Below are 13,475 nucleotides of genomic sequence, written 5' to 3' on the forward strand. Positions count from 1 at the left end.
CAGAGTTTCGCTGTGCCTGCCGACTCGACGACCGCATCCCTGCTCACCGCACTCGCCCCCGCGCTTCGTGCCGCGCTGATCCGGGTGGGCTACGACGCCGACACCGTGCTCGACGCGATCGGAGCCGACGCGCATGCCGCACTCGGCCGGTCCGAACCGGTGCCGGTACGCCGCGCCGCCCGCGACGCCGGTGAACTGGGCACGCTGATCCGGCTGCTGCTCCTGGGCGACGCCCTGCCCGAAGCAGAGGTGGCAACGGCCTTCGCACCGCTCGACATCGACCGTGCGGTCGCCGCCGGCCTGCTCGCCCGCGATGGCGACGAGGTCCGCGCTGCCCTGGATCTGCGGCCACTGGACCTCGGGTCCGGCACCCGCTGGGTGTTGTCGGATCTCGACGATTCGATGCAGCGGCGCACCTTGAGCCCCGACCATGTGCTCGGCGTCGGCCAGGCGTCGCTGTCGCTGTTGCGCGCCACCCCCACCGAGCCGGTCGGTTCGGTTCTCGATCTGGGCACCGGCTGCGGGGTGCAGGCCGTTCACGCCGCGGGGTACGCGCGAACGGTGACCGGGACCGACGTCAGTCGGCGGGCGCTGTGGCTGGCCGAGGCGACCGCCGCACTCAACGAACTCGACATCGAATTGGTCGAGGGTTCCTGGTTCGAGCCGGTCACCGGGCGGCGCTTCGATCAGATCGTGGCCAACCCGCCCTTCGTCGTCGGGCCGGCTCGCATCGAGCACACCTACCGCGATTCCGGGCTCGCACTCGACGGGGCGAGCGAACTCGTCGTCTCGCAAGCGCCGGCACTGTTGAATCCCGGTGGCACGGCGGCGATGCTCGCTTCCTGGATCCACACCGGCGACGAGGACTGGCGGACCCGGGTCGCCGGCTGGCTGCCCGATCACGGCGTCGATGCCTGGATCGTCCAGCGCGATGTGGCCGATCCCGCGCTGTACGTGGGCACCTGGTTGCGCGATGCCGGCCTGGATCCGCGCGACGCGCAGGCACAGCGGCGCGCCGACCAGTGGCTGGCCGCCTTCGACGCCGCCGGTGTCGAAGGCATCGGCTTCGGCTTCGTCTACCTGCGGGCGATCGAGGGATCCACCGAGGTGCTGGCCGAGGATCTCACCCACGGCTTCGACGACCCCCTCGGATCGGAAGCTCCGGCGTACTTCCGCCGCTCGGCCTGGCTGCGCTCGGTGGCCGCCGACAACGACATCGCATGGCGGGCGCGCTTCACGGTCGAGGCCGCCACCGCTTTGGAGCGCGTCCTGCTGCCCGGTCCCGAGGGGTGGCAGGAGCGGGTGGTCCGGCTGCATCGCGGGGACGGCCCGCGGTGGCAGCACGAGATCGACGACACCCTCGCGGCCCTGTTGGCGGGAATGCGCCCGGACGGTCTGCCGTTGGACGAGTTGGTCGAATTGCTCGCAATCGGCCACACCGGCACCCCCGCCACCCCGCAATTCCGTTCCGAGGCGCTGTCGGCGATCGCCGGACTCGTGCGACACGGGCTGATCGCTCCGCACGAGCTCGCCACGACCGCGACCGACATCGCGCACGTCGTCGCGCCCGCCTGATTCCTTCTTAGGAACTTCTCAGACGGAGGTTGCGAAAGCCGCAGCTCAGCACGGTTTATCGGCGCCAGGGCGGGGAACTTTCCCAGTGTCGGGTCCGTTGATCGGAGTGAGACACCACCGACAGGAGGCAAGTCATGACAAGCCCCGCCACCACTGGAGTGCGCGCCATCGATTCGGACCTCGACGCCCAGAGCCCCGCCGCCGACCTGGTACGCGTGTACCTGAACGGGATCGGTAAGACGGCGCTGCTCACGGCCGCCGACGAGGTCGAGTTGGCCAAGCGCATCGAGGCGGGCCTCTATGCCCAACACCTGTTGGAGACCGGCAAGCGGCTGTCCGCCACTCGCAAGCGCGATCTGGCGATTCTGGTCCGCGATGGCCAAGCCGCCCGCCAGCACCTACTCGAGGCCAACCTCCGCCTGGTCGTCTCGCTGGCCAAGCGCTACACCGGGCGCGGCATGCCGCTGCTCGATCTGATCCAGGAAGGCAACCTGGGCCTGATCCGCGCGATGGAGAAGTTCGACTACGCCAAGGGCTTCAAGTTCTCCACCTACGCCACCTGGTGGATCCGGCAGGCCATCACTCGCGGTATGGCCGACCAGAGCCGCACCATCCGACTGCCCGTCCATCTGGTCGAGCAGGTCAACAAGCTGGCCCGGATCAAGCGGGAGCTGCATCAGCAGCTGGGTCGCGAGGCCAGCGACGAGGAACTCGCGGCCGAATCGGGCATTCCGGTGGAGAAGATCGCCGATCTGCTCGACCACAGCCGTGATCCGGTCAGCCTGGATATGCCGGTGGGCAACGACGAGGAAGCCCCGCTGGGCGACTTCATCGAGGATTCGGAGGCCACCTCCGCCGAGAGCGCCGTCATCGCCGGCCTCATGCACCGCGATGTGCGCAGCGTGCTGGCGACCCTCGACGAGCGGGAGCAGCAGGTCATCCGCCTGCGCTTCGGACTCGACGACGGGCAGCCGCGCACTCTCGACCAGATCGGCAAACTGTTCGGTCTCTCGCGCGAGCGGGTGCGCCAGATCGAACGCGAAGTCATGGCCAAGCTGCGTAAGGGTGAGCGGGCCGACCGCCTGCGCGCCTACGCCAGCTAGGTCGCAAGACGCTGGGCCGCCCGGAATCCGGCCCAGCCCCACCATGGTGATCCGACCGATCACCTCCGCAGCGCCGGCCGACGCCGGTGCGCCCCTCCCCCTCCGGGGCGTACCCGTCGGCCGGCGTGCTGTCGTGGCCAGCCGTCCGAGTGCGGCTATCCGGAGTTCCGCAGCGCCGTCGCCAGGCCGTTCATCGTCAACAGGATGCCGCGTTCCACCAATTCGGAATCGTCGCCGGCGCGGCGCCGGCGCAGCAGGTCGACCTGCATCTGATTGAGCGGCTCCAGATACGGGAACCGGTTGCGGATGGATTCGGCCAGCGCCGGATTGTCGGCCAGCAACTGGTCACTACCGGTGATCGCCGCATGGGCGTCGACGGTCCGGTCGAATTCCGCGCGGATCATCCCGAAGATGGTGTCGCGCAAGGTTGTATCCGCCACCAGCTCCGCGTAGCTGGCAGCGATGTCCATATCGGCCTTGGCCATCACCTGAGCGAGATTCGACATCACGGTGCGGAAGAACGGCCAGCGCCGGTACAGCTCACGCAAGGTCTGCCAGCGCTGGGGGTCGGATCCGGCCCACTCGTGGACCGCAGTGCCGGTGCCGTACCAGCCGGGCAGCATGACACGCGATTGGCTCCACGCCATCACCCACGGGATGGCACGCAGATCGGATACCGAATTGGTGGGTTTGCGGGATGCCGGGCGGCTGCCGAGGTTGAGGTCGGCCACTTCCGCGATCGGCGTGGAGGCGCGGAAATAGTCGACGAATCCTGGTGTTTCGTGCACCAACCGGGAGTAGGCCCGGCGCGCCGATTCCGCCAATTCCTCGAACACTCGGTACGCGGCATCCGCCTCCGTACCCAGCCCTTCCACGTCCAGCAGCGACGATTCGAGCGTGCCGGCGACCAGCGATTCCAGATTGCGATGGGCCGAACCGGATTCGGCGTATTTCGTGGAGATCACCTCACCCTGTTCGGTGAGGCGCAGCGAACCGCGGACCGCGCCGGCCGGCTGCGCGAGGATGGCGTCGTAACTGCGGCCACCGCCGCGGCCCACCGTTCCGCCGCGACCGTGGAACAGCCGCAAGCGAATTCCGGTTTTGCGGGCGATGTCCACCAGGTCCAGTTCGGCCCGGTACAGCGCCCAGTTGGCCGCCAGATAGCCGCCGTCCTTGTTGGAATCGGAATACCCCAGCATCACCTCCTGCGCCATGGCGCGCGCGGCCACCAGGCGCCGGTAGGCCGGAACCTCCAGTGCCGCGGCCAGCGTGGCCGCGCCACCGCGCAGATCGTCGATGGTCTCGAACAACGGAACGACCCCGACCGGGGAATGCGGCGGAGTCTGTTCGTCGCCCGGGTCGAGAATCCCCGCCTCCTTCAACAGCAGGGCGGCCTCGAGCATATCGCTGACCGACGTGCACATGCTGATGATGTAGTTGGGCACGGTGTCCGGGCCGAGGGCGTCCAACGCGGCCCGCGCGGCACGCACCACACCCAGTTCCTTGGTGGCGAGTTCACCGAGCCGCGCGTGCGGACCGAGCAGTGGCCGACGGGTGCTCAATTCCCTTGCCAGCAGGTCGATCCGCTCCGGTTCCGACAGGCTCCGGTAGTCCGAGTGCACGCCCGACCAGGCCAGCAATTCGGCGACCACCTGTTCGTGGACCTCCGAGTTCTGCCGCATGTCCAGGCCCTGCAGGTGAAAGCCGAAGGTTTCGACGGCGCCGCGCAGCGCGGCCAGCCGGTCGTCGGCCAGCAAGCCGTCACCCGATGCCCGCATGGACGCGTCGACGACCGTCAGGTCGTCGAGCAGCTGCGCCGGGCCGTCGTAGGGGTCGGCGCGGTCGAGTTGGTCCACGGCCAGTTCGGCGACCGACGGCAGGTCCACGGTCGATCCGAGCGCGCGCCGCGCGGTTGCCGCCAATCGGAGCCGGATTCCGCGGATCGCCCGGCGATACGGTTCGTCGGCACGCTGCGGCGAATCGTCGCCCGCCGCGTCGGCCAGTCTCGCCAGCTCGGGCGATATCGGGACCAGGCGAATCGACTGGGACAGCGATTTCTCCAGCGCGACAAGCTCGTCGAAGTAGTGGCCGAAGATCACCGTGGCCGCCCGGCGGGTGGCGCGCTCGACCACCTCCCCGGTGACGTTCGGATTGCCGTCCCGGTCGCCCCCGATCCACGAACCCGGGCGCAGGATCGGCCTGGTCAGCAGGTCGTGCCCGGGCCAGCGCGCCCGCAGTGCGGCCCGCACCTCGGCGTTGATGCGCGGAATGACCTCGAGCAGAGTCAGATCGTAGTAACGCAACCCGACCTCGATCTCGTCGGAAATCCGCAAGCGCGCCAAGCGGATCAGCGCGGTACGCCAGAGGGTGAGGATCTGGCGCCAGATGTCGCGGTCGATGACGGCGTACTCGGGTTCGTCCGCACGATAACGGGCGCGTCGACGCATCAGTTCGGTGATTCGCGCTTGCACGTCGAAGACGGTGCGACGGCGGGTCTCGGTGGGATGTGCGGTGATCACCGGCGACACCAGGGCGTCCTCGAGCACCTCGGCGGCGACCGCCCCGTCGATGCGCGCCTGGTCGAGTGCCCGGTACGTGGCGGCCAGACTCGATTCCTGCGGCGGCTCCCCCGCGGCGACGTGGACCGCGCGCCGGCGATCGCGTTGCAGATCCTCGGCCAGGTTGGCCAACAGCAGGAAATGGCTGAACGCGCGGATCAACGGAATCGCGACGCGGAGATCGGTGTCGCGCAGCATCTCCGCGACGGCACTGCGCTCGACTTCCGACCGGCGCACCCGGAATGCTTCCACTCGCACCCGTTCGACGAGGTCGAACACTTCGGGTCCCTCGTGATCGCGGATCGTCTCGCCCAGGATCGCGCCGAGAAACCGGATATCGTCCCGCAGGGGCGCCGTAGCGCTCTCGATCTGATCTTCGCGCATACGGCCAGTATCGACCATCCCGATGCACCATCGACGGTGGCGCCGGTCACGGCGGGATGGCGGGTGCCCCGCGGCGAAGGTCGGACCGGGCCGCGAGGATCAGACCAGGCGGCGCGGGCCGTTGTCGAAGCGACTGGGCTCGGGACCGATCCGAACCCGCGCGTAGAGGATCGCCGCGCCCTGTGGGGAGGCCAGGACCGGCTCCACCGCCAGCTCCCGGACCTCCGGCAGGTCGTCGCACAGCGCCGAAATGCGCTGGGCCAGTACGGCCAGCGCGGCCTTGTCCGCGGGTTCACCGATGGTCCGGCCGGGCCCGGCCTGCCCGTCGAGCAACGGCGCGGCACGCGGCGCATCGATCAGTTCGACCGCCTCCGCCTCGGTCAGCGGCAACGCTCGATAGGCCCGATCACCGAGCAGGTCGATGATGGTGCCCGAGAGCCCGAATCCGATCACCGATCCGAACGACGGGTCGTCCTGGACGCGCAGGACGCAGCCGACACCCTTGGTGGCCATCTTCTGAATGTGCACCACCTCGTTGCCGGTCAACTCGGCCAATTCGTCGTAGGCGCGGCGGACGGCGCTGTCGCGCCACAGATCGAGGCGGACACCGATGAAATCGGGCCGGCTGCGCCACATCTCGCCGGTCGCCTTCGCCGCCACCGGATAGCCGAGCTCGGCGGCGGCCGCCGCGGCCGATTCGGCGTCCCGGGCCTCGCGGAACTCCACGACGCGAATGCCGTAGCAGGCGAGCAACTCGGCCGCCTCCAGATCGGCCAGCCATTCCCCCTCCGGGCGGCGAATCATCCACTGCTCCACCAATTCTCGCGCCCGCCCCACCTCCAACCCGTTCGGCCGCACCACCAGCGACGCCGGCCGTGTCCGCCACGCGGCGTAGCGGCGTACCCGGGCCAGCGCCCGCGCGGCGCGTTCGGGGTCCGGATACGAGGGAATCGAGCCGCGGTCGACGGCTCCGCCGATGCCGCGGACGGCCAGCAGATTGGGCATGCCGTGGTCGGCGACGAAGGTGGTGAGGACCGGTTTGGTCCCGTCCTGCGCGCCCGCCCGGATGGCCTCGGCGAAGGCGGTGACCGCCACCGGCACCGGCGGGGCGAAGATCACGATCACGGCGTCGACCTCCGAGGACGCCATCGCGGCCGCGACCGCGGTCAGATAGTCCGCGGGTTCGGCCTGCGGGCCCAGGTCGGTCGGTTCCCCGACCTGCAGGCCTTCCCCGCGCGCCGCATCGACCGCGAGCCAGCCGAGCGCGGCGCTGTTGCCGACCACCGCCAGCCGGGGCCCGTCCGGCAGCGGCTGATAGGCCAGCAGCATTGCGCAATCGAACAGTTCGGCGATCGTATCGACCTGCACGATCCCGGCCTGGGCGAACAGGTCGCGCTCCAGCGAACGCTCCAACCCACTGACCGGGGCGTTGGCGGCGTTGCGCCCGCTGCTCACCGCGACCACGGGTTTGGTGCGCGCGACCCGGCGCGCGATCCGGGAGAACTTGCGCGGGTTGCCGAACGTCTCCAGATACAGCAGGACGACGTCGGTATCGGGATCGGTATCCCAGTACTGCAGCAGATCGTTGCCGGAGACGTCGGCCCGGTTGCCGGCGGAGACGAAGGTGGACAGCCCCAATTTCCGGGCCGCGGCCTCGGCCAGGATGGCCGCGCCCAACGGACCGGACTGACAGAAGAATCCGACCCGGCCACGCCCCGGCAGCACCGGCGCGAGCGTGGCGTTCAACGAGATCGCCGGATCGGTGTTGGCGATGCCCAGCGCGCTCGGACCGACCACCCGCATACCGTGCCCGCGGGCGGCGTCGACGAGGTCGCGTTCGGCGCGGAACCCCGCGGGCCCGGTTTCGGAGAAGCCGGCGGTCAGGACCACGAGGCCCTTCACGCCCTTGGCCATACAGTCGTCGAGAACCGATTTGATCTCTTCGGCCGGAACGGCGATCACCGCCAGATCCACCTCGTCCGGAATGTCGTGCACGGTCGGATAGGCGCGGACCCCGCGCACGGATGCCCGATTCGGGTTCACCGGATACACCGGCCCTTGGAACACTCCCGCCAGCAGATTCGCCAGCACCGCACCGCCGACGCGGCCGGCCGCCGGGGTGGCACCGATGACGGCGATCGACCGTGGCGCCAGCAGATTGCCGACGCTGCGGGCCTCCGAGGCCCGCTCGCGCGAATCCCGGACCGACAGGAGCGCCTCGGTGGGGTCGATGGCGAACTCGAGATGCAGGACCGAACCGTCACGGCTGCGGTGCACCTGGTAGCCGGCCTCGCGGAAGACCGTCACCATGGTGTGGTTCTCGGCGAGCACTTCCGCCACGAAGGTGGCGATGTCGTTCTCGGCCGCCGCACCGGCGAGGTGTTCCAGCAGAATCGACCCGAGCCCGCGGCCCTGGTGTTCGTCGGCGACGACGAAGGCAACCTCGGCCGCGCGGGGTCCTTCGCGGTCGGACAACAGTTCGTATCGTCCGACCGCGATGATCACCGAACCGAGTTCCACCACGAGCCCGACCCGGTTGTGATAGTCCACGTGGGTGGTGCGGTAGAGGTCTTTCGGGGTCATCCGCGGATAGGGACCGAAATATCGCAGATATCGGGTCCGGTCGGACAGCGCGGCGTGGAACCGCTGCATCGGCTCCGCATCGTCGGGGGTGATCGGCCGCAACCGGACCACTCCGCCATCGGCCGCGAGCACATCGGCGAACCAGTGCTGCGGTGGCGGTGGTGGGTCGGCCGGCGTGCTGTCGGTGTCCGGTGTCGGTGAGTCAGTCACGAGGGTCCTCCGGGTCCAGGCCCAGCAATCCGAATGTGGCGCGGCGGGTGGCCAGTACCGAGGTGTCGATGGCGCGCTGAGCGCGGTCGGTGCGGGCATCGCCCGTGTCGAGTGCCCCGCCGGGGCCCTCCCACGGGAGAAAGGCGGTATCACCGCCGTCGGTCATCGTGGTCGGGGCGGGCACGGTCGGTGCGTAGGCGCGCACCTGCTCGCGCCAGGGCTCGGGGGTCGCGGTGACCGGGTCGATCTCGCGGTCGAGCGCGATGGCCAGCAGATGGGTCCACGCCCGCGGGACCACGCGGACCAGCCCGTAGCCCCCGCCGCCGACGGCCAGCCAGCGGCCCTCGGCGTACCGGTCGGCGAGGTCGCGCATGGCCCGAAACGCCGCGCGCTGACCGTCGACGGTCAGCTCGAGGTCCGCCAGCGGGTCCTCGCGATGACTGTCGACCCCGCACTGGCTGACGACCAGTTGCGGACGGAACGCCGCCAGCGCTCCGGGCACCACGGCGTGAAATCCACGCAGCCACTGGGCATCCCGGGTGCCGGGCAGCACGGCGAGATTGATCGCCGTGCCCTCGCCGGCGCCCGATCCGGTCTCCTCCGGCCATCCCGTATTGGGCCACAGGGTCGCCGGATGCTGATGCAGTGAGATGGTCAGCACGCGCGGATCGTCGTAGAACGCCCGCTGCACGCCGTCACCGTGGTGGACGTCGACGTCGATGTAGGCGATGCGATCGAACCCGTGATCGAGCAGCCACGAGATGGCCACCGCCACATCGTTGTAGACGCAGAACCCGGAGGCGGAGTCCGGCATGGCGTGATGCATGCCACCGCCGATGCTCACCGCGCGGCGCGTGCGCCCGGCCGCGATTTCCCCGGCGGCGGCGAGGGTTCCGCCGACGATCACCGAGGCCGCCTCGTGCATGTGCGGGAAAACGGGGTTGTCCATCGAGCCCAGGCCGTGCGGTGGCGCGACGGGCGGAGTGGTACCCGGTGGCGCCGGTGTGGCATGGCGCACGGCCTCGATGTAAGCCGCGGTATGGATCCGCAACAGCTCGCCGTCGCCGGCGGGATCCGGTGCGAGGGTTTCGATGCCGTCGAGCAGTCCGAGCCCGCGTGCCAACGCCATCGTGAATCGGAGCCGGGCCGGCTTCATCGGATGTTCCGGTGTCCAGGTGTAGTCCAGGAACCGGTCGGTCCACACCACGGTGGCGTCGTCAGCCATACCGTCACGCTAGCCCACCGCGCGCTGTCGCCGTGGCGTTGCCGACACCGGCACGAACACGGGAAGCAGACCGGCCACGGTGTCGTTGTGATGCAGTAGAAATGCATGACGACACCGGGCGCGCCTGTCGCCCGCGCGCGGCCGCTCGCGCGCGCAGGCATCGGCGAGGTTCGCGCAGGGCGTGCGAAATATGCTGACGCCGATTGTGCAGCCGGGCGTGGGTAGAATTCGTGCCGACGAAGGGGTAACAGGTGAAGGATCTGGTCGACACCACGGAGATGTACCTCCGTACCATCTACGACCTCGAGGAGGAGGGCGTGGTGCCGCTGCGCGCGCGCATCGCCGAACGCCTCGAGCAGAGCGGCCCGACGGTCAGTCAGACGGTCGCGCGGATGGAGCGTGACGGGCTGCTGATGGTCGCCGGTGACCGACACCTCGAGCTCACCGACAAGGGTCGCGCGATGGCGGTCGCCGTCATGCGCAAACATCGCTTGGCCGAACGGTTGCTGGTCGACGTCATCGGCCTGGACTGGCAGAACGTGCACGCCGAGGCCTGTCGCTGGGAGCACGTGATGAGCGAGGAGGTGGAACTGCGCCTGCTCGAGGTGCTCAACCACCCCACGACCTCCCCCTACGGCAACCCGATCCCCGGCCTGGACGAACTGGGCGTCAACTCCCCCAATTCCGGTGACGAGAAGCTGGTCCGGCTTTCCGATCTGCCGCCCGGCCAGGTGTCCGCGGTGGTGATCCGGCGACTGTCGGAACATATCCAGGCCGATCCGGATGTCATCGGCCAGTTGCGCGAAGCCGGTGTGGTGCCCGACGCCCGCGTGACGGTGGAAACCAAGCCGGGTGTGGTGATCATTTCGGTGCCCGGGCACTCGGGTTTCGAACTGTCCGACGAGATGGCCCATGCGGTCCAGGTCAGGCTGGCCTGACCGATGAAACTCCTGGTGACCGGCGGGGCCGGGTATGTCGGCGGGGTCTGCGCGCAGGTTCTGATTCAGGATGGCCATGAGGTGGTGGTCGTCGACGATCTGTCCACCGGTAACGCCGAAGGGGTGCCGGCCGGTGCGAAGTTCGTCGAAGGCGATATCGCGACCACCGGAGTCGAGCTGATCGAATCCGAATCCTTCGACGGTGTCCTGCATTTCGCGGCGCAGTCGCTGGTGGGTGAATCGGTGCAGCAGCCGGAGAAGTACTGGCAGGGCAACGTGGTGAAGACGCTGGCCCTGCTCGAGGCGATCCGGCGGTCGCAGACGCCGCGCCTGGTGTTCTCCTCGACCGCGGCGGTATACGGAGAACCCGAGCAGGTTCCGATTCTCGAATCTGCCCCGGCCCGTCCGACCAACCCGTACGGCGCCTCCAAGCTGGCGATCGACCATGCCATCACGTCGTATGCGGCCGCGCACGGCCTGGCCGCGACCAGCCTGCGCTACTTCAACGTCGCCGGCGCCTACGGCGGGCTGGGCGAGAACCGGGTGGTGGAAACCCATCTCATCCCGTTGGTGCTGCAAACCGCACTGGGACACCGTGATTCGATTTCGGTGTTCGGCACCGACTATCCCACGCCGGATGGCACGGCGGTCCGGGACTATATCCACATCCGGGATCTCGCCGCGGCCCACGCCTTGGCCCTGGCCCAGTCGCGACCGGGTGAGCACCGCATCTTCAACCTGGGTAGTGGAACGGGCTTTTCGGTGCGCGAGGTCATCTCGGCGTGCGAGCGGGTTGTCGGACGGCCGATCCCGGCGGTGGACGCGCCGCGGCGCCCGGGTGACCCGGCCGTGCTGATCGCCTCGAGCGCCAAGGCGATCGAGGAGCTCGGTTGGCAGCCCGAGCACAACGACCTCGACGAAATCGTCACCGACGCCTGGGATTTCCTCGCGGCACTGGGAGATCGCGCGCACAGCGCTCGCTAGCTCGCTCGGTCTCGTTCCGGCGCTCATCCGCGTGGTCCTTCCACGGGAGGTTCGCCGGGCTCTGCGATGTGCAGGTCTACCCCCAGCCCCGCCGCGATGTCGCGACCGCTGCCGGCCAGCTTGCGCACGTCCGCGGGCCGCATTCCGGTACGCAGCGCGGCATCGAGAAGTTGCGCGATGTGGTGGGCGGGATCGGCCTGCAGGGCGGCTTCGAAGGCGACGCCGGCAAGCGGCCCGTCCCCGCGGGTATACGCGCTGTAGCCGTAGAGAGTGGCCAGTTCCGCACGATCCGGGCCGGTGACCGCGCGGCAGGCTCGGGCCCACAGCGTTTCGGCGGCTGCGGCGTGGTCGCTCAATGCCACCGCGAACAGGCAATCGCGGACGGTGGTGTCACGAACGGCCACAGCGAGATCGGCAAGTTCGCGGGGATCCAGTTCGTCTCCGGATTCGACCGTGCTGATCTGCCAGAGCACCATCTCCAGCGCCGCGCGACTGTAGCGTCGCGGTGTCCGGTTGCGTAGTTCCCGGCGGAAGCGCCGGCGAGCCGCCTCGGCGGCGGCGTCGATGGCCTCGTCGACGCGGGCGGCCAGCTCGGGGTCCGGCGCTATGGTGGCGGTCAGTTCCGTTCGTGACCCCCGGATCGGGCGGCCGTCGAGAACCTGAGCGAGTGCGACGGGTGAGGCCGCCGGATCCGATTGGGTACCGGAGACCTCGGGATCCAGCACGCTCCACCAATGCGCACCGGCGGCGATGTCCGCGACCGCCCATGCCTCGGCGAGCAGTACATCCTCGGCCTGCAGCGCACCGTCCAGGGTCCGGATGAGGTCCCGGTGCCGGGCCGAGCGACGTCCGGCCCGACCCGGCCGAGGAACGGTGGCACGATCGTCGACGATCAGTACCACCACTCCGACAGCCTGTTCCTGCCCGCAGATGGCGGCGAGCTGGCCGGCCAGCCGTACCCATGCCCCGCACCCGGCGACGTCGAGATCGTGCCGGGCGACGGCCCCCAGATACACCGCTCCCGGATACTTCTGCGAGCGCAAGAGCAGACAGGCCACCAGCGATCGGTGCGGGCGAAAACCCAGCAGGGCGGGCACGGCGGCGATGAACTCCCCCGGCTCGTTCATTGTCAAAGCTGTTGTGGCCCAGAGCGATTCGAATCCATCGGACGTGCCGCTACCGTGATCGACCTCCGGCGCACCCGCCACCGGGCGGTTGCCCGGAGAGCCGCCGCCACCGGCCGCCGTCCCGGAGGCGAACTCCGCCTCCGCGCCCGGCGCGTCCGATCCCACCGTCTCGTCGGCACGATCCGCCCCGGGCACACCGGCGACCTCGCCGTGGAAGGCCCGCTCCTCGCCCTCATCTGACCGGCGCTCCGGCCGGTGGCCGTCACCACCGCATGCGGCACCGGCCCGCGACCCCGGGTGCACACGGCCGCCGGCTCCGGTGCCCGATTCGGTTGCGCCGGACGCGTGCTCGGATCGGCAATCGCCGCACCCTCGGCCCGCGGCATTCCCGCGACCGCCCTCACCCCCGCGAGCATTATCTCCGGCATCGAAACCCGCAGCGGTACAGTCCGATCCGCCGGCGGAGCGAGCGCACATCACCTGCGGGACATCGCGCCCGGCGGCGGGGTCGCAGCTGTTTCCCCGTCCACTCCCGCCCGCCAGTGGACACCGCACCGGGGTGACGTCCGTCCTCCTCCGCCGCCGAATACCATTGCGGCCCAGGACGGCTCGGCACCGCCCGGCCGCGATCGCGCCGCCCGTGCCGGCCTGCCCCATGCACGCCGACTCGGTGCGGGGGTCGGAGCCGGTCGCCACGGACGCCGGAGAGATGGCACCGAGTTCGGACCCGAGCAGGGACCCCGCCGCCGGCTCGCCGTCCGGCGTCGCACCGTCCGGCGACCCTGATA

8 protein-coding genes are annotated in these 13,475 nt (G+C 69.7%); 4 read left to right on the top strand and 4 right to left on the bottom strand.

The window, feature by feature from the left end; translation table 11 throughout:
* Window positions 1-12: 12 nt before the first annotated feature.
* Window positions 13-1,575 carry a DUF7782 domain-containing protein gene (locus tag ON37_RS15600; protein WP_051031634.1) on the top strand — a complete coding sequence of 521 codons (1,563 nt, stop codon included), beginning with the start codon at window positions 13-15 and terminating at the stop codon, window positions 1,573-1,575.
* A 134-nt stretch (window positions 1,576-1,709) separates the two neighbouring features.
* Window positions 1,710-2,678: a sigma-70 family RNA polymerase sigma factor gene (locus ON37_RS15605; RefSeq protein ID WP_040720278.1), complete on the top strand. Its 969-nt coding sequence runs from the start codon at window positions 1,710-1,712 to the stop codon at window positions 2,676-2,678.
* A 155-nt stretch (window positions 2,679-2,833) separates the two neighbouring features.
* Here the strand turns inward: ON37_RS15605 and ppc are convergent, their stop codons facing one another.
* The 3 genes from ppc to ON37_RS15620 all read right to left on the bottom strand — a co-directional run bounded on the left by ppc (window position 2,834) and on the right by ON37_RS15620 (window position 9,638).
* On the bottom strand, window positions 2,834-5,620 hold the full coding sequence (gene ppc / locus ON37_RS15610) for a phosphoenolpyruvate carboxylase (RefSeq protein WP_085997305.1): 2,787 nt from the start codon (window positions 5,618-5,620) through the stop codon (window positions 2,834-2,836).
* 99 nt (window positions 5,621-5,719) lie between these two features.
* On the bottom strand, window positions 5,720-8,413 hold the full coding sequence (locus ON37_RS15615) for a bifunctional acetate--CoA ligase family protein/GNAT family N-acetyltransferase (RefSeq protein WP_040720280.1): 2,694 nt from the start codon (window positions 8,411-8,413) through the stop codon (window positions 5,720-5,722).
* The gene (locus ON37_RS15620) at window positions 8,406-9,638 is read right to left on the bottom strand and encodes an acetoin utilization protein AcuC (RefSeq protein ID WP_040720281.1); all 1,233 of its coding nucleotides are present in this window, start codon (window positions 9,636-9,638) and stop codon (window positions 8,406-8,408) included. The genes ON37_RS15615 and ON37_RS15620 overlap by 8 nt, the downstream gene beginning before the upstream one ends.
* A 251-nt stretch (window positions 9,639-9,889) precedes the next feature.
* On the opposite strand from ON37_RS15620, the gene ON37_RS15625 reads away from it, so the two are divergent.
* Window positions 9,890-10,576, top strand: coding sequence for an iron-dependent transcriptional repressor DtxR (locus ON37_RS15625; RefSeq protein WP_040720282.1), 687 nt, complete (start codon window positions 9,890-9,892; stop codon window positions 10,574-10,576).
* A gap of 3 nt (window positions 10,577-10,579) precedes the next feature.
* Window positions 10,580-11,560: a UDP-glucose 4-epimerase GalE gene (galE, locus tag ON37_RS15630; RefSeq protein ID WP_040720283.1), complete on the top strand. Its 981-nt coding sequence runs from the start codon at window positions 10,580-10,582 to the stop codon at window positions 11,558-11,560.
* 23 nt (window positions 11,561-11,583) lie between these two features.
* Here galE and ON37_RS32445 read toward each other — a convergent pair whose 3' ends face one another.
* A complete protein-coding gene (locus ON37_RS32445; protein ID WP_157171461.1) occupies window positions 11,584-12,882 on the bottom strand; it encodes a DUF4192 domain-containing protein in 1,299 nt (432 codons plus the stop codon).
* Window positions 12,883-13,475 lie beyond the last annotated feature (593 nt).

Origin of the sequence: Nocardia veterana NBRC 100344 (genome assembly GCF_000308855.1) — a bacterium.
In the GTDB taxonomy this organism is placed as follows: Bacteria; Actinomycetota; Actinomycetes; order Mycobacteriales; family Mycobacteriaceae; genus Nocardia; species Nocardia veterana.

What these genes read in the sequence shown, in the direction of transcription:
- ON37_RS15605 (WP_040720278.1), top strand. Translation starts at nt 1,710, where the DNA reads ATGACAAGCCCCGCCACCACTGGAGTGCGCGCCATCGATTCGGACCTC.
- ppc (WP_085997305.1), bottom strand. Translation starts at nt 5,620, where the DNA reads ATGCGCGAAGATCAGATCGAGAGCGCTACGGCGCCCCTGCGGGACGAT.
- galE (WP_040720283.1), top strand. Translation starts at nt 10,580, where the DNA reads ATGAAACTCCTGGTGACCGGCGGGGCCGGGTATGTCGGCGGGGTCTGC.
- ON37_RS15620 (WP_040720281.1), bottom strand. Translation starts at nt 9,638, where the DNA reads ATGGCTGACGACGCCACCGTGGTGTGGACCGACCGGTTCCTGGACTAC.